Source organism: Azospirillum isscasi, from assembly GCF_030849505.1.
Classification (GTDB): domain Bacteria; phylum Pseudomonadota; class Alphaproteobacteria; order Azospirillales; family Azospirillaceae; genus Azospirillum; species Azospirillum isscasi.
Window position 1 is genome coordinate 1 of sequence record NZ_JAUJFI010000116.1, and the last position, 18,883, is coordinate 18,883.

Here is an 18,883-nt window from a genome sequence, read left to right on the forward strand (position 1 = left end):
CGCGTCCGCTGCGCGAGGATCGGGGTTTGCGGGGGGGGGCGGGCGTCATGGGAGGGAACCTAGCGGGCGCGGCGGGCGCGGTGAAGCCCTTGCGTCGATCCGCCGGACTTCGGCGGCGTCAGGCGGCCTCCGGGGCCAGCCCGTCGAGCCAGACCTCCAGCGCGGCGAACAGGGCCACCGCCGTGGCGCAGGCGGCCCGCGCCGACTCGGGCGCCTCCAGGTCGCGTTCCAGCCGGGCCAGTAGCGCCTTCCACCGCCCCGCCATGTCGATCCCCGACGAGGCCAGGAAGCGCGCGCCCCGCGTGGCGTCGAAGCCCAGCGCTCGGGTGACGTTGGGCAGCATCGCCCGCCCGCCGTGGGCCGAGCCGTCCAGCACATAGCGCGCCGCCAGCCGCGCCGGGGTGCCGTCCAGCGCCGGCAGCGGCCCAGCCACCGGCAGGGCGTCGGCGTCCACCCCCAGGTCGGCCAGATCGGCGCGCAGCAGGGCCAGCCGCCCGGCCTCCTCCCCCGGCGCCCCCTCCCCCAGCGCCCGTTCGATGGGGGCGTTGAAGCCGTGCAGGGCGACCAGGGCGGCGCGGTACTCGTCCACGGTGATGGACGGGCTGGTCAGCGGGCGCAGAACCGCCGCCCGGTCCAGCCGGTCGTGGATGCCGCGGGTGGCGTCGCGCAGGGCCTGCCGTACCGGTCCCATGAAGACTCCCGTTCCGTGAAGGGTCAGGTGGGGGCGAGGACTTCCGGCACCGGCTCCGGCCCCTGCGAGGATTCCTGCTGGCGCGCCCACAGCGCGGCGTAGGCGCCGCCGCGCGACAGAAGCTCCATGTGCCGCCCGCGCTCGATCACCGTGCCGGCCTCCATCACCAGGATCTCGTCGGCGTCGATCACCGTGGACAGGCGGTGCGCGATCACCAGCGTGGTGCGGCCCCGGCTGACCTCGCGCAGGTTGGCCTGGATCTCCCGCTCCGTGTGGGTGTCCAGCGCCGAGGTCGCCTCGTCGAACAGCAGGATCGCCGGGTTCTTCAGGATGGTGCGGGCGATGGCGACGCGCTGCTTCTCGCCGCCGGACAGCTTCAGCCCGCGCTCTCCCACCGTGGTCTGGTAGCCGTCGGGAAGCGCCATGATGAAGTTGTGGATGTGGGCCAGCCGCGCCGCCTGCTCGACCTGCGCCGGGGTGGCGCCGGGGCGCCCGTAGGCGATGTTGTAGTAGACCGTGTCGTTGAACAGCACGGTGTCCTGCGGAACGATGCCGATGGCCCCGCGCAGCGATTGCTGGGTGACCGCGCGGATGTCCTGCCCGTCGATCAGGATGCGCCCGCCGGACACGTCGTAGAAGCGGAACAGCAGCCGCCCGATGGTCGATTTGCCCGCCCCGGACGGGCCGACGATGGCGACCGTCCGCCCGGCGGGCACGGTGAAGCCCACCCCCTTGAGGATCGGGCGCCGCGGGTCGTAGCCGAACTCCACCCCCTCGAACCGCAGCTCGCCCCCCGCCACGGCGAGCGCCGGAGCGCCGGGCCGGTCGGCCACCTCGCGGTCCACGGACAGCAGCGTCACCATGGACTCCACGTCGATCAGCGCCTGCTTGATCTCGCGGTAGACCACCCCGAAGAAGTTCAGCGGCTGGTAGAGCTGGAGCAGGTAGGTGTTCACCAGCACGAAGTCGCCCAGCGTCATCGTGCCGTTGACGATGCCACGCGCCGCCATGCCCATGACCACCGCCAGCCCCAGCGAGATGATCGCCGACTGCCCGACGTTCAGAAGCGACAAGCTGCGCTGGCTCTTGACCGCCGCGTCCTCATAGGACGCCAGCGCCTGGTCGTAGCGCCGGGCCTCGTGCGCCTCGTTGCCGAAATACTTGACCGTCTCGTAGTTCAGCAGGCTGTCCACCGCCTTGGTGTTGGCCTTGCTGTCGGTGTCGTTCATGGCGCGGCGGAACTGGATGCGCCATTCCGACACGAAGAAGGTGTAGGCGATGTAGCCCGCCACCGTGGCGAAGGTCGCCAGCGCGAACCAGCCGTCGAACATCCGCCACAGGATCACGCAGACCAGCGAGATCTCCACCAGCGTCGGCACGATGGAGAACAGGGCGTAGCGCAGCAGCGTCTCGATGGCGCGGGTGCCGCGCTCCAGCGAGCGGGTCAGGCCGCCGGTCTGCCGCTCCAGATGGAAGCGCAGCGACAGGGCGTGCAGATGCTGGAAGACCGACAGGGCGACCTTGCGGATGGTGCGCTGGGCCACGTTGGCGAACACCGCGTCGCGCAGTTCCGCGAAGACCAGCGACATCACCCGCGCCAGACCGTAGGCGGCGATCAGCCCCAGCGGGATCGTGACCAGCGCCCCCGCCTCCCCCGGCGACAGGGCGTCCACCGCCCGCTTGTAGAAGATCGGCACCCAGACGTTCGCCACCTTGGCGCCGACCAGCAGCACCAGCGCCACGATCACGCGCAGCTTCGTCTCGAACGAATCCCGCGGCCACAGATAGGGCACGAGCGAGCGAAGCGCCGCCATGTCGCCGGTGCTGGACGCGGCCTCCGCGTAGGTGGGGGCCGGGCTGGGGTTGCTGGTGCGGCGGCGCATGGGGGAGTCCGGTGGGTTCGGCGGTTGGAAAAATCGGGTTCCCTAAACTAGGGCCACATCCGCTTCCAACCAAGGAAGACGGGCCGTGCGCTGGCTGCATGGCCGTCCGCTTGGCCGTCCGCCGGGGGCCGCCACACCCTGTGCGGGAAACGATCCCTCTAAAATTGCACGCGGACGAATGGGTAAAACCGTATTATCCTTATTGTCTATCTCCGTTGGCGAGGGCTGCGGAGCGACTGCCGCCATAGGGCCGAATGTGCTGAAGAATCTCTCCCTGACCGCCAAATTGTCCCTGCTGAACGTGGTGGGGCTGTTCATCCTGGCCATCGTCCTGACGCTGGCCTCCAGCCGCGTGCTGAGCGAGCGCAGCGCCGCCGCCGCGCAGGAGCAGCGGGAACGCAGCATGGCGCTGGCGCACCTGCTCCTTCAGCAGAACGGGGCCGGCTACAGCCTCCGCGACGGCGCCCTGTACGCCGGTTCGGTGCAACTCGACGGCGACACCCGGACGGTGGACCGCATCCGCGACCTGACGGGTGGCACCGCCACCGTGTTCCGCGGCGACACCCGCGTGGCGACCAACGTGCTGAACCCCGACGGCAGCCGGGCCAACGGCACGAAGCTGGCCGCCGGACCGGTTTACGACGCCGTCCTGACGCAGCGCAAACCCTACCGCGGCGAGGCGGACATCCTGGGCGAGCGCTACTTCACCGCCTACGACCCGCTGTTCGACGCCTCCGGCACGGTGGTCGGGGTGCTGTTCGTCGGGCTGAAGCGGGCGGAAGTGCTGAAGGTGGTGGACGAGGTGGAGCGCACCATCCTGGTGGTGGCGCCGCTGGTCACGCTGGCCTTCGGCCTGGTCAGCTTCCTGCTGCTCCGCCGCCAGATGGGCGCCGTGCGGGCGATCAGCGCGACCATGCACGACCTCGCCGCGGACAAGCTGGACGTCGCCGTTCCCGGGCTCGGCCGCCGCGACGAGATCGGGCAGATGGCCCAGGCGGTGCATGTGTTCAAGGACAACGCCATCCAGAAGAAGGCGATGGACGCGGCCGAGCGCGAGCGTCTGGAGGCGGAGCGCCGCGCCGGCGAGGCACAGCGCGCCCGCGAGACGGCGATCGGCGAGGAGATCGCCGCGCTGATCGACGGCGTGGCGCACGGCGACCTGTCGCGCCGCCTCGACCTGACCGGCAAGGACGGCTTCTACAAGACCATGTCGGCGGGCATCAACCGCCTGACCGACACGGTGGAGGCGGTCATCGCCGACCTCGGCGCGGTGCTCAGCGCGCTTGCCCAGGGCGACCTCAACAAGCGGGTCGAGCGCGACTACCACGGCGCCTTCCAGACGCTGAAGAGCGACGTCAACGCCACCTCCGCCAAGCTGTCGGAGATCGTCGGCCAGATCACCCAGGCGGCGGACACCATCGCCGCGGCGGCGGGCGAGGTGTCCACCGGTTCCTCCGACCTCGCCGAGCGGACGGAGCAGCAGGCGTCCTCGCTGGAGGAGACTGCGGCGAGCATGGAGGAGCTGGGCGCCACCGTGCGCTCCAACGCCGACAACGCCCAGCGCGCCAACGGCATGGCCGCCGACGCCCGCACCGCCGCGGAGTCCGGCGGGACGGTGGCCGGCTCGGCCATCGAGGCGATGAAGCGCATCGAGGAGGCCAGCCGCAGGATCACCGACATCATCGGGGTGATCGACGAGATCGCCTTCCAGACCAACCTGCTGGCGCTGAACGCGGCGGTCGAGGCGGCGCGGGCCGGCGATGCGGGGCGCGGCTTCGCGGTGGTGGCCCAGGAGGTGCGCAACCTCGCCCAGCGCTCCGCCCAGGCGTCGAAGGAGATCAAGACCCTGATCCTGAACAGCGACGCCCAGGTGAAGGACGGGGTGGAACTGGTCAGGAAGGCCGGCGACGCGCTGGAGGGCATCGTGTCGGGCGTCCATCAGGTCGCCGGGCTGATCGCCGAAATGGCCTCCGCCTCCAGCGAGCAGGCGGCGGCGCTCGACGAGATCAACGCCACCGTCTCGCAGATGGACGAGATGACCCAGAAGAACGCCGCCCTGGTCGAGGAGACCACCGCGGCGGCCCAGGCCATGGCCGGTCAGGCCAACGACCTGAAGGGGCTGATCGGCTTCTTCAAGCTGGACCCGCGCGCCGTTCCGGCGGCGCGGACGACGACTGGAAGGAATTCCGTGCGTTTCCACCCGTCCTGAGGGGCGCCGACGTGGCCCCCACCCGCCTCAGTTCGCGATCGGCGCCGCCTCGATCTTGCGGCGCGGGGCGGCCTTGATCGAGGGGCCGGCGTTGTCCTCCGGCTTGGCGACGGTGGTCGTCGTGCCGCGGGCGGTCTGGACGGGGGCGCTGCCGCGCAGGCGCAGCAGGTGCATCCGCACATAGGCGGTGGACCCCGCCGCCTGCACCGCCATCCAGTCGGTGCCGCGGGCGCGGCCAAGGACCTTCAGCGGCTGGCCGGGCGGGTAGGAGGCGACGATGGGCGCGCTGTTGCTCGGCTGCGACCGCAGCGGGGTGGCCTTGTCGGTTTCCCACTCGCCGTAGACGGTGTCGAGCCCGGACGGGGATGCGGTGGCGATTCCGTTCACCACGGGGGCACGGGTGGTCCGCTCGCCGGTCTGGCAGGCGGTCAGCATCACCGCGCAGGCCACGGCGAGAGAGACGGGGACGAGGCGCAGGCGTCTGGTCATCACGGACCCTGTTGGGTAGCCCTTTCGATCGGGCGACCATACAGGATGCGCCCCCACCCGCGCCACCGCGCCGCGGCAAGACCGCTATGCATTGTTTGGGGCACCGAGGGGACGCCCAGCCCTCGGGCCCCCGCTTCAGGCCCCGGCTTCAGGCCCCGGCTTCAGGCCCCGGCTTCAGGCCCCGGCTTCAGGCCCCGGCTTCAGGCAAGGACGCCCAGTTGCCAGGCGAAGAAGGTTCCTAGAGCCACGGCGATGGTCAGAAGCTGCTTCCCCGTCGCCACGCAGACCAGCACGGCGGCCAGCGCCCCGACCAGTTGCGGGTTCCTCCAGGTCAGCTCCAGCCCCTGCCCGTTCGGGGACAGGATCATCGGCACGATGATGGCCGTCAGAACGGTCACCGGGACGAAGCCCAGCGCCTGCTTCAGTGACGGCGGGAAGACCACCCGGTCGCCCAGGACGAACAGCGCCGCCTTCACGAAGACGGTGACCGCCGCCATGCCCAGGATCATGACGGTGTTGATCAGGACGGTCCCGGTCATGCCGCCTCCTCCTTCAGCCCGCCGGCCCGCCAGCGCCGCAGGGCCATCCCAACGGTCACCCCGGCCACCACCGCCGCCATCAGCCCAAGCTTGTAAGGGATGTCCTGCCCCAGATAGGCCACGACCCCCGCCGCCACCGCCGCGGCGAAATGCGGCAGGCTGGCGAGCTGCGGGACGACGATGGCGATGAAGGTGGCGACCATCGCGAAATCCAGCCCCAGCGACTGGAGCTGCGGAAAGGCCGCGCCGAACAGCAGCCCGACCAGCGTCCAGAGCTGCCAGTTCGCGTACATCGACAGGCAGGACCCCAGGAAGTACCAGTGCCCCAGCGGCGCCCGCGGATGCCGCGCGTAATAGCCGGCCATCACCGCGAAGGTCTCGTCCGTCAGGAAGAAGCCCAGCGTCCAGCGCCAGCGCGCCGGCAGATGGGCGACGTGCGGCAGCAGCGTGGCGGCGTAGAGGGCGTGGCGCAGGTTCACGATCAGGGTGGTCAGCCAGATCACCGCCAGCCCGGCGTGCCCGGCCACCAGCCCCAGCGCGATGAACTGGCTGGACCCGGCGAAAACCGACAGGGACATGAGCTGTCCCTGCCACGCCGCCAGCGGCCCGGCGGCCACCAGCGTGCCGAAGATCACGCCGAAGGGCGCCGCGCCGATCACCATCGGCAGGGTGTCACGGGCGCCGGCGGTGAAGCTGGACAGTCTGGTCATGGTCGTTCCGGAACCTTTTCCTGGGTCCGTGTTGCGAAACAGCGTCGGGTTGCGGACCATAGCGCCGCCGATCCCCCGCCGCCCGGACTTTATTGTCCCGGAGACAAGTCCGCCCGGGCGGCCCCGCGCAAAATGCCGCACGCGAATGAATGATGGATTTTTCCGCCTCTGGTGTAATAAATGGAACACTTTGCACGCATGATCGCCTGCCAGGGAGTCTGTTCGCGTGAAGACCCCGTTCAACAACAAAGCCCGCTGGATCGACGACGCCATCTGGCACCAGATCCCGCGCCTGAAGATCGAGCCACGGCGCAAGATCGCCGCCTCCCTGGTGGCTCCCTTCCGGCCCCGCACGCCCGGCTTCAAGCCGTCGGAACGCGCGCTGAGCCTCAAGACCCAGTTGGAGACGCGCGGCTACACCGACGCCTTCCGCCTGATGACCGACGAACAGGTCGCGGAGATGCGCCGCTATTTCGAGGAGCAGCCCTGCTTCGACGGCGGCCACCGGCAGCACGGGTCCTTCACCATCGACAAGGTGCCGGCTCCGGAAATCCAGATGGCCCGTTATGTGGAGGAGCAGTTCCTGGCCGCCCCCCACCTTCTGGACACCATCAACCATCCGATGGTCCTGGAGGTCGCGGAGGCGTTCCACGGCTGCAAGCCGACGATCGACGGCATGTCGGTGTGGTGGTCGCTGGCGCGGCCCAACCCGCGGATCAGCACGCAGAACTACCACCGGGACTACAACCAGGTCCGTCATTTCAAGATGTTCCTGTACCTGACGGACACGGACATGGGCGGCGGGCCGCACGTCTACGTCCCGGCGTCCCAGCATGGCAACGAGCTGGTGGCCCGGCGCAATTACACCGACGAGGAGGTTGAGGCGACCTACGGCGCGTCGGCCCCCGTCGCCCTGACCGGGCGGGCGGGCGATTGCTTCCTGGCCGACAATTCGGGCATGCACAAGGCGATGCAGCCGACGCACAGCGACCGGCTGATCGTCGTCACCGAATACACGCTGCTGCGCAACCGCTTCGGCCCGCTTCAGCCGGTGCTGCCGAATCCGGACCGCCGGTACGACCCCTACATCAACCGGATCTATCTGCGGAGTTAACGATTCCGGTGGGGGCCGGTGCGCCGGGGGGAGGGCTTTCCATCCGCCCGCCTTTCCGGCACGCTGGCCCTCATGAAGCCCGAATCCTGCTTCGAATTTCCCGTCCGCACGGCGGGAGAACGTGCGGCGGACGCGGTCATCCACGCCATCGGCGTGATCGCGGGCCTGATCGGCGCGTTCTGGCTGCTGGCCGTGACGGCGGGCCACGTCTCCGCCACCGAGATGGTGTCGCTGGCCGCCTATGGGGCCGGGCTGGTCGGCATGCTGACCGCCTCCGCCGCCTACAACCTCGCCCCGCCGGGCCGGCGCAAGGAAATTCTGCGGCGGATCGACCACGCGATGATCTATGTGATGATCGCCGGCAGCTACACCCCCTTCACCCTGAACCGTCTGGACGGCGCCGCCGGGATCCCGCTGGGCATCGGGGTGTGGGTGGTGGCGCTGGGCGGGGTGGCGCTGAAGCTGTTCGCCTCCTGGCGGTTCGAGCGGCTGGGCTTCGCCCTGTATCTGGGGCTCGGCTGGGCCATCCTGTCGGTGGCCGAACCGCTGTGGCGGTCGCTGTCCCCGGAAACGCTCGTCCTGCTGCTGGCGGGCGGGGTGGTCTACACGGTGGGCGCCTTCATCCACACGCTGGACCGCCTGCCCTACAACATCGCGGTGTGGCACGGGCTGGTCGTTGTCGCGGCCTCCTGCCACTTCGCCGCGGTGGTGCGGGAGTTCGTGGTGGCGTGAGGGGCCCGGTGAAAGGCCCCCCGCGGGTTTCGATCAATGCACCGTGGTCACCGGCTGGGTGGCGGCGCTGCGCACCTGGGCGGAGACGGGCAGGCCGTTGATGGTCAGCTCGCCGCCCTCGGCCCCGACCGTCACCGTCTGGCCGTCGGCGACGCGGCCCTCCAGGATCATGGTGGCCAGCGGGTTCTGAAGCTCCCGCTGGATCACCCGCTTCAGCGGGCGCGCGCCGTAGACCGGATCGTAGCCGGCCTCGGCCAGCCATTCGGTCGCGGGTCCGTCCACCTCCAGCGTGATGTCGCGGTCGGCCAGCATGCGGATCAGCCGGGCGAGCTGGATCGTCACGATCCCGCCCATGTGGCTGCGGTTCAGGCGGTGAAACAGCAGGATCTCGTCCAGCCGGTTCAGGAATTCCGGCCGGAAATGCGCCCGCACCACCTCCATCACCTCGTCGCGGACGGCGCCGCTGTCCTGGCCTTCCGGCTGGGCCGCCAGGATCTCGGAGCCGAGGTTCGAGGTCATGATGATGACCACGTTGCGGAAATCCACCGTCCGCCCCTGCCCGTCGGTCAGCCGCCCGTCGTCCAGCACCTGGAGCAGCACGTTGAAGACGTCCGGGTGGGCCTTCTCCACCTCGTCGAACAGCACGACCTGATAGGGCCGGCGGCGCACCGCCTCGGTCAGCGCCCCGCCCTCCTCATAGCCGACATAGCCCGGAGGCGCGCCGATCATGCGGGCGACGGAGTGCTTCTCCATGTACTCCGACATGTCCAGCCGGACCATCGCCGTCTCGTCGTCGAACAGGAACTCGGCCAGCGCCTTGGTCAGCTCCGTCTTGCCGACGCCGGTGGGCCCGAGGAACAGGAAGGAACCGATGGGCCGGTGGGGGTCCTGCAAGCCGGCGCGGGCGCGGCGGACGGCGTTGGAGACCGCCACGATGGCCTCGTCCTGGCCGACCACGCGGGTCTTCAGGCGGGTTTCCATGGCCAGCAGCTTTTCCCGCTCGCCGGCCAGCATCTTGTCCACCGGCACGCCGGTCCAGCGGCTGACCACGGCGGCGATGTCGCTGTCGCGCACCTCCTCGTTCAGCATGCGGTTGGCGGCGTGGGCCTCCGCCTCCTTCAGCCGCTTCTCCAGGTCCGGGATGACGCCGTAGGCCAGCTCGCCGGCGCGGCCCCAGTTGCCCTCGCGCTGGGCCTGCTCCAGCTCGGTGCGGGCCTTCTCCAGATCCTCCTTGATCTTCTGGGCGCCCTGGAGCTGGTCCTTCTCGGCCTGCCACTTGGCGGTCAGTTCGGCGGATTCCTGCTCCAGGTCGGCCAGTTCGCCTTCCAGGCTGGCGAGCCGGGCGCGCGAGGCGTCGTCGGATTCGCGCTTCAGCGCCTCCCGCTCGATCTTGAGCTGGATGATGCGGCGGTCCAGCTCGTCGATGTTCTCCGGCTTGCTGTCCACGGCCATGCGCAGGCGGCTGGCCGCCTCGTCGATCAGGTCGATGGCCTTGTCGGGCAGGAAGCGGTCGGTGATGTAGCGGTTCGACAGGGTCGCCGCCGACACGATGGCGCCGTCGGTGATGCGCACGCCGTGATGCACCTCGTACCGCTCCTTCAGGCCGCGCAGGATGGAGATGGTGTCCTCCACCGTGGGCTCCGGCACGAAGACGGGCTGGAAGCGCCGGGCCAGCGCCGCGTCCTTCTCGATGTGCTTGCGGTATTCGTCCAGCGTGGTGGCGCCGACGCAGTGCAGCTCGCCGCGCGCCAGCGCCGGCTTCAGCATGTTGGAGGCGTCCATGGCGCCGTCCGCCTTGCCGGCCCCGACCAGCGTGTGCAGCTCGTCGATGAAGACGATGATCTCGCCCGCCGCGGCCTGGATTTCCTGGAGCACGGCCTTCAGCCGCTCCTCGAACTCGCCGCGGTACTTGGCGCCGGCCACCATGCCGGCGAGGTCGAGCGACAGCAGCTTCTTGTTCTTCAGCCCTTCCGGCACGTCGCCCTTGACGATGCGCTGGGCCAGCCCCTCCACGATGGCGGTCTTGCCCACACCCGGCTCGCCGATCAGCACGGGGTTGTTCTTGGTGCGGCGGGCCAGCACCTGGATGGTGCGGCGGATCTCCTCGTCGCGCCCGATCACCGGGTCGAGCTTGCCCTCCCGCGCCGATTCGGTCAGGTCGCGGGTGTATTTCTTCAGCGCGTCGTAGCCCTGCTCGGCGCTGGCCGTGTCGGCGGTGCGGCCCTTGCGGACCTCGTTGATGGCGGTGTTGAGCGCCTGCGGGGTGACGCCCGCGCGCTTCAGCACCGCGGCGGACGGCGTGCCGTCGGCCATGGCGAGCGCCAGCAGGATGCGTTCCGCCGTGACGTAGCTGTCGCCGGCCTTCTTGGCGACCGTCTCGGCCTGCTCGAACACGCGGGAGAGTTCCGGCGTCAGGTACACCTGACCGGCCCCGCTGCCCTCCACCTTGGGCTGCTTGGCCAGCTCCGCCTCCACCCCCGACAGCGCCGCGGCGGGATCGCCGCCCGCCGCCCGGATCAGGTTGGCCGCCAAGCCTTCCTTGTCGTCCAGAAGGGTCTTCAGCAGATGTTCCGGCGTCAGCCGCTGGTGGCCGCTCCGCAGGGCCAGGGTCTGCGCCGCCTGCACGAAGCCACGGCTGCGCTCGGTGTACTTCTCGAAATCCATGATGTGCTCCCTCCATCGCCGACCGTCCGCGAGGCAGCCCGGTCAGTCCGATCCACGTTACCAGTGCGATCCGCAAGGATGCATGCGTCGCCGTAGATGTGGGAGAGGCCCATCCGTATGCAAGACCCCCCGGTATGCGTGGTTATTGCTTTTGTCCGACCCGCGCCGAAAGGGTGGCTTTCCGTGGTCTGCCGGAAAAGGCTAGGGTTTCCGCCCGACCCCGCGGAACTCCCCCTCGCAATGGCGATATCCACCGGCACCCCGCGCATGGCCCTGCGGCCCGCCCTGACTTCTCCCCTGCTGCGGCTGGCATGGCATGGCCGCAACGCCTGGCATTGGGTGGCGCGTCCGCTGACCATGGGGGTGCGGGGGATCATTCTGGACGACTCGGGGAACGGCTTGGGGGGCGGTTCCGCCTCGGTCCTGCTGATTCGCCACAGCTATGTCGGCGGCTGGCATTTTCCGGGCGGCGGAGTCGGAAAAGGGGAAACGTTGGTGGAGGCCATGCAGCGCGAGGTGCGGGAGGAGGTCGGGTTGACGGTGGAGAGCGGCCCGCAGCCCTTCGGAGTCTACGCCCGTTTCCGGCACGGGGCGAGCGATCATGTGGCGGTTTTCGTCGCGCGGGGGTGGTCGGGCACGCCCAGGGCGGATGGGGTGGAAATCCTGGAGGCCCGCTTCTTCCCGCTGGACCGGCTGCCGGACGACACCTCCCCCGCGACGCGGCGGCGGATCGCCGAATTCCAGGGAAAGGCGCCATTGGCCGAGCGCTGGTGATGGTTTTCGATTGCGACGGTTGACAGAAGCGAACGCGTCCCACCATTGTGCGATGCAATGACCGCGACCGTCGCCGCCATACGCCGCTACCCCGTGAAGGGGCTGAGCGGCCAGGATCTTCCCGCCGTTGACCTCGTCACCGGCCAGCCGCTTCCTTTTGACCGGCGCTTCGGCCTGCTGCACGGTCCGGCGGCCCTCACCCCGGACGTCGAGGGCTGGCGCCCCAACGAGGATTTCTTCACGCTCGACCGGAACGAGAAGCTGGCGCTGCTCGACACCGAGTTCGACGAGGCCACCCAGTCGCTGATCATCCGGCGCGCCGGCAAGCAGGTCTCGCGCGGGCGGCTGGACCAGCCGATGGGCCGGATGCTGGTCGAGCAGTTCTTCGCCGCCTATCTGTCCGGGGCGGCCCCCGGCCTGCCCAAGCTGGCGGAGGCCAAGGGGACCGCCGAGGGTGGGGGCTTTTCCTTCACCGACCGGGAGGAGGCCGCGGTTTCCATCCTGAACCTCGCCAGCGTGCGCGACCTGGAGGAGCGGGTGGCCAAGCAGCCGGTCGATCCGCGCCGCTTCCGCGCCAACCTGATGATCGACGGGCTGGAGCCCTGGGTGGAGCGCCAGTGGATCGGCGCCCTGCTGACCATCGGCGCGACCACGCTGCGCATCTGCGACCACAAGGATTGCCGGCCGTCCAGCGAGGTCAACCCGGCGACCGGCGTGCGCGACTTCAACACGCTTCCCATTCTGGAGCGCGGTTACGACCACACGCAGTGCGGGGTCTATGCCCGGGTGGTGCATGGGGGCCGGATCGCGGTGGGCGACCCGGTGTCCCTGGCCGAGGGCGCAACGCCCTGAAGCCGGCGCCCCTGTTTCGGGCCCGGCTTCAGAAACGGACAGCGTTCAAATCGCCGCGTCAGGCGCTCAGCGGGGCCCGTTCGTCGGCGGCACCATCGGTGTCGTCGCCGAAATCACCAGCCTCCTCGTCCTCGGGCTGGCCGGACAGGCTGGGCTGCGGTCCATGGCCGTTGCCGCCGACGTTGCCGCGCTGGCGGTTTTCGGATTCCTGGATCTGGTTGATGATGCGGAAATAATGCTCCGCATGCTGCAGGTAGTTTTCCGCCTGGACGCGGTCGCCGGACGACGAGGCGTCGCGGGCCAGCGCCAGATACTTCTCATGGACCTGCCACGCGTTGCCGCGGATGCGCACGTCCGGACCATTGCTGTCGAAGGTCTGGTGACGCAGCGGAACGTTCTGCCGGCGATTGCCGCCACCACCGCCCCCGCCACCTCCGCCACCACCGCCGCCGTTGCCACGACCGCGCGAGCGCCTGGAGTTCGGTCCTTGTCTCATTTGGCTCTTATGGCCCCATGTAAGAGAAGCGCAATCCCGCGAACGCCCTGGCCGGCCATCCGGCCGCCGGGCCCGCCGCGGAACCAACCGCGGGTGGGTCGCAGGGATCAAACCGACGCGCCCAACCGATCAACCGGTCTGCCTTCTCGGACTTCCGCCCAACCGCGCGAGGTTTCCGGAGGCCATGGGTACGCCCCGGGATGGTCGTCCCTGGGCCGTCGTCGTACCCGCACCCTACTGGGGACGGCGCGTCAATCCAACCTTTTTTTTGGGGGATAGGGCGTTTTCACGCTTTCGACCACCCGAGAACGCAACGTTCCACACCGCCCAAATCCCGGAAGACGCCGCCGGGCGCCAGCCCCGCGGCGGCCAGCAGCCCGGCCACGTCGGCGGCCTGCCCCTGCCCGACCTCCAGCCCGGCCAGCCCGCCCGGCTGGAGCAGATCGGGCAATTGCCCGGCGATGATCCGGTAGGCGTCCAGCCCGTCCGCCCCGCCGTCCAGCGCGCGGAGCGGGTCGTGCTCCCGCACCTCCGGGTCCAGGGCGGCGATGTCGGCACTGGGGATGTAGGGCGGGTTGGAGACGACCACGTCGAAACGCTCGTCCAGCCCGGCGCCCCAGTTCCCCGTCCGGAAGCGCGCCCGCCCGGCCAGTCCGTTGCGGGCCGCGTTCTCCGTGGCGGCGGCCACCGCGCCGGGACTGAGATCGACCCCGGTGCCGGTGGCGGCGGGCAGCTCCGCCAGCAGCGCCAGCAGGATGCAGCCGGTGCCGGTGCCGAGGTCGAGCAGCCGCAGCGGGGCGGCCCGGTCCGGCAGGGATGTCAGCACGGCCTCGACCAGCGTTTCGGTGTCGGGGCGGGGCTCCAGCGTGTCGGGGTTCAGGGCGAGGTCGATCGTCCAGAATTCGCGATGGCCGAGGATGCGCCCCACCGGCTCCCGCGCCGCCCGCCGCTCGACCAGCGCGAGGAGGCGGGCCGCGTCGGGGGCGGGGATCGGGTCGCCGGCCCTGGTGAACAGGTCCGGGCGGGTGAGGCCCAGCGCGTGCTCGACCAGCAGGCGCGCGTCGAGATCGGGGGTGTCCACGCCGGCCTCGCGCAGGCGGGCCTCGGCGGTGCGGCGGAGCTGGTGAAGCGTGATGGTCGTCATGGCCCCGTCCCCAGCCCTCCCCCGCCGTTGGCGGTGGAGGGGGCGAAAGGCAGCCCGTCATGCCCCGTATCAAGGAAAACACCCGCGACCGCGCCCGGACCATGCGCCATGTCCCCACGGACGCGGAGCGAAAGCTGTGGTCCATTCTGCGGCGGCCTCAGATCGGCGGATGGTATTTCCGTCGCCAACACCCGATCCCTCCCTACATCGCCGATTTCGCCTGCGTCGAAGCTCGGCTGGTGGTGGAGGCGGACGGCGGCCAGCATGCCGACTCCGCCAACGACTCCGCTCGGGACGAACACTTGCGGCAACATGGCTGGCAAATCCTGCGGTTCTGGAACAACGACGTGCTCAGCAATCCGGAAGGGGTGGCATGCATGATCGGCGAAGCGCTCGGCCCCCTCCCCGACCCTCTGCCGCCAAAGGCGGTGGAGGGAGAATAGACGGCCCGCCCTACTGCAAGTCCGACAGCCGGGCCGCCTCGTCCTCCGCGGTCAGCGCGTCGATCAGCTCGTCCAGCGCCTCGCCCATCATCACCTTGTCGATCTTGTAGAGCGTCAGGTTGATCCGGTGGTCCGTCACCCGCCCCTGCGGAAAATTGTAGGTGCGGATGCGCTCCGAGCGGTCGCCGGAGCCCACCTGGCTCTTGCGGTCGGCGGCGCGGGCCTTGTCCTTCTCCGCGCGTTCCCGCTCGTAGAGGCGGGCGCGCAGCACCTTCAGGGCCTTGGCCTTGTTCTTGTGCTGGCTCTTCTCGTCCTGCTGGCTGACCACGAGGCCGGTCGGCAGGTGGGTGATGCGCACCGCGCTGTCCGTCGTGTTCACCGACTGGCCGCCGGGACCGCTGGAGCGGAACACGTCGATGCGCAGATCCTTCTCGTCGATGTGGATGTCCACCTCCTCCGCCTCCGGCAGAACGGCGACCGTGGCCGCGGAGGTGTGGATGCGGCCCTGCGTCTCCGTCGCCGGAACGCGCTGCACGCGGTGGACGCCCGATTCGAACTTCAGCCGGGCGAACACGTTGCGCCCGGTGATGTTGGCGATGGCCTCCTTGTAGCCGCCGATGCCGGTCTCGCTGACCTCCATCGTCTCGAAGCGCCAGCCGTGCAGCCCGGCGTAGCGGCGGTACATCTCGAACAGCTCCGCGGCGAACAGGGCCGCCTCGTCGCCGCCGGTGCCGGCGCGCACCTCCAGGATGGCGTTCTTCTCGTCCGCCTCGTCCTTGGGCAGCAACGAGATCTGGACGCGGCGCTCCAGGCCGGGAATGCGGCGGGTGAGGTCGGCGAACTCCTCCTCGGCCAGCGCCTTCATGTCGGGGTCGCCCGCCGGGTCGGCGATCATGCCGGCCAGATCAGCGGCCTCCGCCTTCGCCTTCTTCAGCTCCGCGATGGCCTCGGCGATGGGGGTGAGGTCGGCGTATTCCTTCGACAGCCGGGCGAAGTCCGCCGGGTCCACCGTCCCCGCCGCCATGGCATCCCGCAGCTCGTCATGGCGGGCCACGACCCTATTGAACTTCTCGTCCAGGCTCACGTCGATCGTCCTTATCCAAATCGCCTCCGGCGCTTAATCCGGTGCCGGCGCTCAATCCGGTGCCGGCGGGCTCGTCCTCGGCCAGCCGGAACAGCCGGAACAGCAGCCGCTCCGCCGCCGCCCGCTCCGCCAGTCCGGCCCCGTCCGGGTCCGCCGCCATGGCGCGCAGCGCCTCCGACGGGCCGTGCAGCAGCCGGTTGACCAGAAGCCGCGTCGCCGACGCCGCGTCCAGCCCCCGCTGCTCGTCCAGCAGGCGCCGCCGCTCCGTCTCGAAATGCGTCCGCAGCGCCGCCACGGCGGGCACCGCGGCGCGTTCGGCCCGGTGGCGGGCGAAGGTCGCCACGGCCTCGTCCACGATGGTCCAGGCCGCCTGGGTCGCCGCCTCGCGCCCCACCCGCCCCTGAAGCGCCACCCGCTCCAGATCGCCCAGGTCGTAGACGAAGGCTTCGTCCAGCCCGGCGACGTCCGGGTCCACGTCGGCGGGGATCGCCGCGTCCACCACGAACACCGGGCGCCGGCGGCGGCGCTTCAACGCCGCCCCCAACTGCTGTGCGGACAGGATATAGCGCCCCAGGCCCGCCGCGGTCACCACGATATCCGCGCCGGTCAGCGCCGAATCGATGTCCGCCCAGGGCGCGAAGTGGCTGTCCATCCGCCGCGCCGCCGCTTCCGCCCGGCGGTCCACCGGGGCGGCGACGGTCAGCCGGCCCAGCCCGGCCTCGCGCAGGCCCTCCAGCACCAGGGTGCCCATGTCGCCCAGCCCCATCAGCAGGCCGGTGCAGCGCTTCAGGTCGCCGTGCAGGTCGCGCGCCACCTGGACCGCCGCGGCGACCAGCGAGGTGGCGCCCTCGGCGATCGGCGTCTCGCGGCGCACCCGCTTGGCGGCGGCATAGGCGGCCTGGAGAAGCCCTTCCAGCTCCGGCCCGCTCAGGCCGGCGGCGGCGGCGTGGCGGTGGGCGGCCTTGACCTGCCCCAGGATGTGCGGCTCGCCGACGATCTGGCTGTCGAGCGAGCAGGCGACGGCGAAGACGTGCCGCACCGCCGCCGGGCCGGTCAGGGTGTAGAGCTGTCCGGCGAGGTCGGGCTCGCTCAGCCCCACCCGCTCCGCCATGATCCCGGCGATGGTCAGGGCGGCCTCGTTCGGGCGCTCGTGGACGGCCTGCACCTCCACCCGGTCGCAGGTGCTGAGCCACATGGCCTGGGCGATGCCGGCGGCGTTCAGCCGTTCCAGCATCGCCGGGACCTCCGCCTCCTCCGTCGTCAGACGGTCGCGGATCGCGCCGGAGCAGGACCGGTGGCTGGCGCCGATGACGAAGTAGGAAGCGGTCACGCTGACTCTGGCTCAGGCCGCGGCGCGGCCCACAAGGGTAACTTGGATGCCGCGGATTTAAGCACGAATGGCACGGAACGTCCTTCCTTCAATTTCCGTCCGCGCCGGTTCCGTCACCCGGCGGCCTTTTCCGCGGCTTTTTCGGCCTCGATCTCGGCGGCCTTCTTCTCGACCAGCCCGACGAGGTGGTTCACGATGTCCTGGTCCTTCAGCCGGTGGTCGGTGACGCCGGACAGATAGACCTGATGGGTGTTGTTGCCGCCGCCGGTCAGGCCGATGTCGGTTTCCCGCGCCTCGCCGGGGCCGTTGACCACGCAGCCGATGACCGACAGGGTCAGCGGCGTGGTGATGTGGGCCAGCCGCGCCTCCAGCGTCTCCACCGTCTTGATGACGTTGAAGTTCTGCCGCGCGCAGCTCGGGCAGGAGATGACCGTGACGCCGCGCCGCCGCAGGCCCAGCGACTTCAGCATCTCGTAGCCGACCTGGACCTCCTCCGCCGGCTCGGCGGACAGCGACACGCGGATGGTGTCGCCGATGCCCGACCACAGCAGCATGCCCAGCCCGATGGACGATTTCACCGTCCCGGCGCGCAGACCGCCGGCCTCGGTGATGCCGATGTGCAGCGGGTAGTCGCACGCCTCCGCCAGTCCCTGGTAGGCGGCGACGGCCAGGAACACGTCGGACGCCTTCACCGAGATCTTGAACTCGGTGAAATCGTGGTCCTCCAGGATCTTCGCGTGGTTCAGGGCGCTTTCCACCAGGGCTTCCGGACAGGGCTCGCCGTACTTCTCCAGCAGGTCCTGCTCCAGCGAGCCGGCGTTGACGCCGATGCGCATGGAGCAGCCGTAATCCTTGGCCGCCTTCACCACCTCGCGCACCCGCTCCGCCGAACCGATGTTGCCGGGGTTGATGCGCAGGCAGGCCGCCCCGCTCTCCGCCGCCTCGATGGCGCGCTTGTAATGGAAATGGATGTCCGCGACGATCGGCACCGACACCTGCGGCACGATCTGCTTCAGCGCCAGCGCCGATTCGCGGTCGGGGCAGGAGACGCGGACGATGTCGGCGCCCACCCGCTCCGCCGACTGGATCTGGGCCACCGTCGCGGCGACGTCGGCGGTCGGCGTGTTGGTCATCGTCTGCACCGAGATCGGCGCGTCGCCGCCGACGAGCACGTTGCCCACCCGGATCTGGCGGGACTTGCGGCGAAGGATCTGGCGGTAGGCGCGCACGCTGCTCATGGGCTGTGGCCTCGGGGCATGGATCGGGTCCGGCGCGCCTTTATAGCGCAGCCGGCGTTACGCCTGAAGTGCGGTCCGCCGTGCCGGATTCAAGGGAAAATGCGGCTTGCGCCCCGCCTCAATGAGCGGGAGCGCTGCCGCGCAGGGTCGGGGCGTGCTGGTCCAGCGACACGTCGCGCAGCACCTGCCCGACGGCACCCAGCGGCGCGCCTTCCACCCCGTCGGTGACGACGACCAGCCCGCCCGCGTTGCCGGTGCGGACGCGGATGCCGGACCGGTCGGGCACGCGGTAGACGTCGCCCGGCTTCAGCACCCGGGTGAAGATGATCTCGCCGCTGTTGTCGCGCACCTGGATCCAACTGTCCTGCGTGGCGCGGAGCTGGATGCGCGAGGCCGCGTTCTGCGTGCCGTAGACCTTGGACGGCAACGCCCCGTCCGCGGCGGGCGGCGGGGTGGCGGGCGCCGCGGGCGGCAGGGCGGCGATGGCCGGG

The 18,883-nt window shown here is 70.3% G+C and carries 18 protein-coding genes; 6 read left to right on the forward strand and 12 right to left on the reverse strand.

Translation table 11 applies throughout. From position 1 onward, the window contains the following. Nucleotides 1-118: 118 nt before the first annotated feature. Both QSG27_RS20080 and QSG27_RS20085 read right to left on the reverse strand, forming a co-directional pair. Nucleotides 119-691 carry a biliverdin-producing heme oxygenase gene (locus tag QSG27_RS20080; protein WP_306709249.1) on the reverse strand — a complete coding sequence of 191 codons (573 nt, stop codon included), beginning with the start codon at nucleotides 689-691 and terminating at the stop codon, nucleotides 119-121. A gap of 23 nt (nucleotides 692-714) precedes the next feature. After that, nucleotides 715-2,574 (reverse strand): ABCB family ABC transporter ATP-binding protein/permease, encoded by a 1,860-nt coding sequence (locus tag QSG27_RS20085; RefSeq protein WP_306709251.1) that lies wholly within the window; start codon nucleotides 2,572-2,574, stop codon nucleotides 715-717. A gap of 256 nt (nucleotides 2,575-2,830) precedes the next feature. Between QSG27_RS20085 and QSG27_RS20090 the strand changes: the two genes are divergently transcribed. Continuing rightward, a complete protein-coding gene (locus QSG27_RS20090; protein ID WP_306709252.1) occupies nucleotides 2,831-4,783 on the forward strand; it encodes a methyl-accepting chemotaxis protein in 1,953 nt (650 codons plus the stop codon). A gap of 27 nt (nucleotides 4,784-4,810) precedes the next feature. Here the strand turns inward: QSG27_RS20090 and QSG27_RS20095 are convergent, their stop codons facing one another. The 3 genes from QSG27_RS20095 to QSG27_RS20105 all read right to left on the reverse strand — a co-directional run bounded on the left by QSG27_RS20095 (nucleotide 4,811) and on the right by QSG27_RS20105 (nucleotide 6,521). Then, complete coding sequence (locus QSG27_RS20095; protein WP_306709254.1) at nucleotides 4,811-5,272, reverse strand: SH3 domain-containing protein; 462 nt, start codon at nucleotides 5,270-5,272, stop codon at nucleotides 4,811-4,813. Between the two features lie 200 nt (nucleotides 5,273-5,472). Beyond that, the gene (locus QSG27_RS20100; RefSeq protein ID WP_306709256.1) at nucleotides 5,473-5,811 is read right to left on the reverse strand and encodes an AzlD domain-containing protein; all 339 of its coding nucleotides are present in this window, start codon (nucleotides 5,809-5,811) and stop codon (nucleotides 5,473-5,475) included. Continuing rightward, nucleotides 5,808-6,521, reverse strand: coding sequence for an AzlC family ABC transporter permease (locus tag QSG27_RS20105; protein WP_306709257.1), 714 nt, complete (start codon nucleotides 6,519-6,521; stop codon nucleotides 5,808-5,810). The genes QSG27_RS20100 and QSG27_RS20105 overlap by 4 nt, the downstream gene beginning before the upstream one ends. 226 nt (nucleotides 6,522-6,747) lie before the next feature. Between QSG27_RS20105 and QSG27_RS20110 the strand changes: the two genes are divergently transcribed. Together QSG27_RS20110 and trhA are read left to right on the forward strand one after the other, a co-directional pair. Further along, nucleotides 6,748-7,635: a phytanoyl-CoA dioxygenase family protein gene (locus tag QSG27_RS20110; protein WP_306709259.1), complete on the forward strand. Its 888-nt coding sequence runs from the start codon at nucleotides 6,748-6,750 to the stop codon at nucleotides 7,633-7,635. 72 nt (nucleotides 7,636-7,707) lie between these two features. Beyond that, nucleotides 7,708-8,367, forward strand: coding sequence for a PAQR family membrane homeostasis protein TrhA (gene trhA, locus QSG27_RS20115; RefSeq protein WP_306709262.1), 660 nt, complete (start codon nucleotides 7,708-7,710; stop codon nucleotides 8,365-8,367). 33 nt (nucleotides 8,368-8,400) lie between these two features. On the opposite strand, the gene clpB is transcribed toward trhA, so the two are convergent. Continuing rightward, entirely contained in the window at nucleotides 8,401-11,031 is a 2,631-nt protein-coding gene (clpB, locus tag QSG27_RS20120) for an ATP-dependent chaperone ClpB (RefSeq protein ID WP_306709264.1), read from the reverse strand. A 240-nt stretch (nucleotides 11,032-11,271) separates the two neighbouring features. On the opposite strand from clpB, the gene QSG27_RS20125 reads away from it, so the two are divergent. Both QSG27_RS20125 and QSG27_RS20130 read left to right on the forward strand, forming a co-directional pair. Beyond that, nucleotides 11,272-11,805 carry an NUDIX domain-containing protein gene (locus QSG27_RS20125; RefSeq protein ID WP_306709265.1) on the forward strand — a complete coding sequence of 178 codons (534 nt, stop codon included), beginning with the start codon at nucleotides 11,272-11,274 and terminating at the stop codon, nucleotides 11,803-11,805. A gap of 57 nt (nucleotides 11,806-11,862) precedes the next feature. Continuing rightward, the gene (locus QSG27_RS20130; protein WP_306709267.1) at nucleotides 11,863-12,657 is read left to right on the forward strand and encodes an MOSC domain-containing protein; all 795 of its coding nucleotides are present in this window, start codon (nucleotides 11,863-11,865) and stop codon (nucleotides 12,655-12,657) included. Nucleotides 12,658-12,715: 58 nt separating this feature from the next. Here QSG27_RS20130 and QSG27_RS20135 read toward each other — a convergent pair whose 3' ends face one another. Then, the gene (locus QSG27_RS20135; protein ID WP_306709269.1) at nucleotides 12,716-13,153 is read right to left on the reverse strand and encodes a DUF4167 domain-containing protein; all 438 of its coding nucleotides are present in this window, start codon (nucleotides 13,151-13,153) and stop codon (nucleotides 12,716-12,718) included. A 286-nt stretch (nucleotides 13,154-13,439) separates the two neighbouring features. Beyond that, nucleotides 13,440-14,297 carry a peptide chain release factor N(5)-glutamine methyltransferase gene (prmC, locus tag QSG27_RS20140; RefSeq protein ID WP_306709270.1) on the reverse strand — a complete coding sequence of 286 codons (858 nt, stop codon included), beginning with the start codon at nucleotides 14,295-14,297 and terminating at the stop codon, nucleotides 13,440-13,442. A 59-nt stretch (nucleotides 14,298-14,356) separates the two neighbouring features. On the opposite strand from prmC, the gene QSG27_RS20145 reads away from it, so the two are divergent. Beyond that, nucleotides 14,357-14,740 carry an endonuclease domain-containing protein gene (locus QSG27_RS20145; RefSeq protein WP_306709271.1) on the forward strand — a complete coding sequence of 128 codons (384 nt, stop codon included), beginning with the start codon at nucleotides 14,357-14,359 and terminating at the stop codon, nucleotides 14,738-14,740. A gap of 10 nt (nucleotides 14,741-14,750) precedes the next feature. Here QSG27_RS20145 and prfA read toward each other — a convergent pair whose 3' ends face one another. The 4 genes from prfA to QSG27_RS20165 form a co-directional block, all read right to left on the reverse strand. Beyond that, nucleotides 14,751-15,824 (reverse strand): peptide chain release factor 1, encoded by a 1,074-nt coding sequence (gene prfA, locus QSG27_RS20150; RefSeq protein WP_306709272.1) that lies wholly within the window; start codon nucleotides 15,822-15,824, stop codon nucleotides 14,751-14,753. Next, nucleotides 15,799-17,154: a glutamyl-tRNA reductase gene (gene hemA / locus QSG27_RS20155; RefSeq protein ID WP_306709273.1), complete on the reverse strand. Its 1,356-nt coding sequence runs from the start codon at nucleotides 17,152-17,154 to the stop codon at nucleotides 15,799-15,801. The genes prfA and hemA overlap by 26 nt, the downstream gene beginning before the upstream one ends. Nucleotides 17,155-17,267: 113 nt before the next feature. Further along, on the reverse strand, nucleotides 17,268-18,392 hold the full coding sequence (gene ispG, locus QSG27_RS20160) for a flavodoxin-dependent (E)-4-hydroxy-3-methylbut-2-enyl-diphosphate synthase (RefSeq protein WP_306709274.1): 1,125 nt from the start codon (nucleotides 18,390-18,392) through the stop codon (nucleotides 17,268-17,270). A gap of 118 nt (nucleotides 18,393-18,510) precedes the next feature. After that, nucleotides 18,511-18,883, reverse strand: a 373-nt coding sequence (locus QSG27_RS20165) for a DUF4115 domain-containing protein (protein WP_306709275.1), incomplete at its 5' end; no start/stop codon positions are given.